General features: G+C 59.0%; 1 protein-coding gene and 1 pseudogene. Both read left to right on the top strand.

All coding sequences use genetic code 11. From position 1 onward, the window contains the following. Positions 1-673: ABC transporter substrate-binding protein (locus OU26_RS07885; protein WP_033499046.1), on the top strand; the 673-nt coding region annotated here is incomplete at its 5' end. Positions 674-783: 110 nt separating this feature from the next. Next, a pseudogene (locus OU26_RS07880) lies at positions 784-1,078 on the top strand (ABC transporter substrate-binding protein); the annotation flags it as partial.

The following is a 1,078-nucleotide window of genomic DNA, read 5'->3' as shown; positions in this document are numbered from 1 at the left end:
CAAGACGCCGGTCGGCTTCGATGTGGACATCGCCAAGGCTCTGGCAGGCGTCTTCGGCCTCGAGGCGGATCCGGAGACGGCGAATTTCGATTCGATCATCCCGTCTGTCGGCTCCAAGTACGATATAGGCATCTCGTCGTTCACCGTCACCAAGGAACGTCTTGAAGCCGTCGATTTTGTCAGCCATTTCGACGCCGGCTCCGCCTGGGCAGTGAAGAAGGGCAATCCGCAGAAGGTGGACACCTCCAATCTGTGCGGCAAGAAGGTGGCTGTGCAGACCGCCACCATGCAGGAGACCGCGGCCAACAAGATGGCCAAGCAGTGCAAGGCCGACGGCAAGCCGACGCTTGACGTCATCTCCAGCAAGCTGCAGACCGATGTGACCACCAATGTCGCCACCGGCAAGGCGGACGTGTTCTACGCCGATTCCCCGGTCGCCGGCTACGCGATCGCCCAGACCAACGGCGAGCTTGAGATGCTTGGCAAGGCCGAAGGCATCGCTCCGGAAGGCATCGTCGTCAAGAAGGGCGACAAGCAGATGGACGAGGCTCTGCAGAAGGCCCTGCAGAAGCTCATCGACGACGGCACCTACATGAAGATCCTCAAGTACTGGGGAGTCGAGGACGGCGCCATCAGCAAGCCGGAAATCAACACGCCCGGCACCGACGAGTGAATGTTTCGGTTTTTGCGTCCGTTAATACGTTCGTAGCAATCCGCTCTTAGGTTATCTGCCATGACCACATTTGGTTGGTTGGTTTGGCTGGGTTGAAGAGAGGATCTGCCATGATGAAGAACATGAAAGGCTGGGCGACGCTCGCGTTGAGCGCGGCGATGGTCGTTTCGATGGGAGCCTGCGGAACATCCGATAAGACGGATTCCGCGGCTTCCAACGATTCGAGCTCGTCGTCGAGCACCGGTTACGATGTGTCCGGTGTGAAGAAGGACGAGAAAATCGCCAAGATGCTGCCGTCATCCGTCACGAAGGATGGCAAGCTGACCGTCGGCATGGATACCTCGTATGCGCCGGCCGAGTTCTTGGCTTCCGATGGCAAGACGCCGGTCGGCTTCGATGTGGACA

Origin of the sequence: Bifidobacterium ruminantium DSM 6489, from assembly GCF_000770925.1 — a bacterium.
GTDB lineage: Bacteria > Actinomycetota > Actinomycetes > Actinomycetales > Bifidobacteriaceae > Bifidobacterium > Bifidobacterium ruminantium.
The sequence above is the reverse complement of the archived record's forward strand: the minus strand, read 5'-3'. Positions and strand labels throughout refer to the sequence as shown.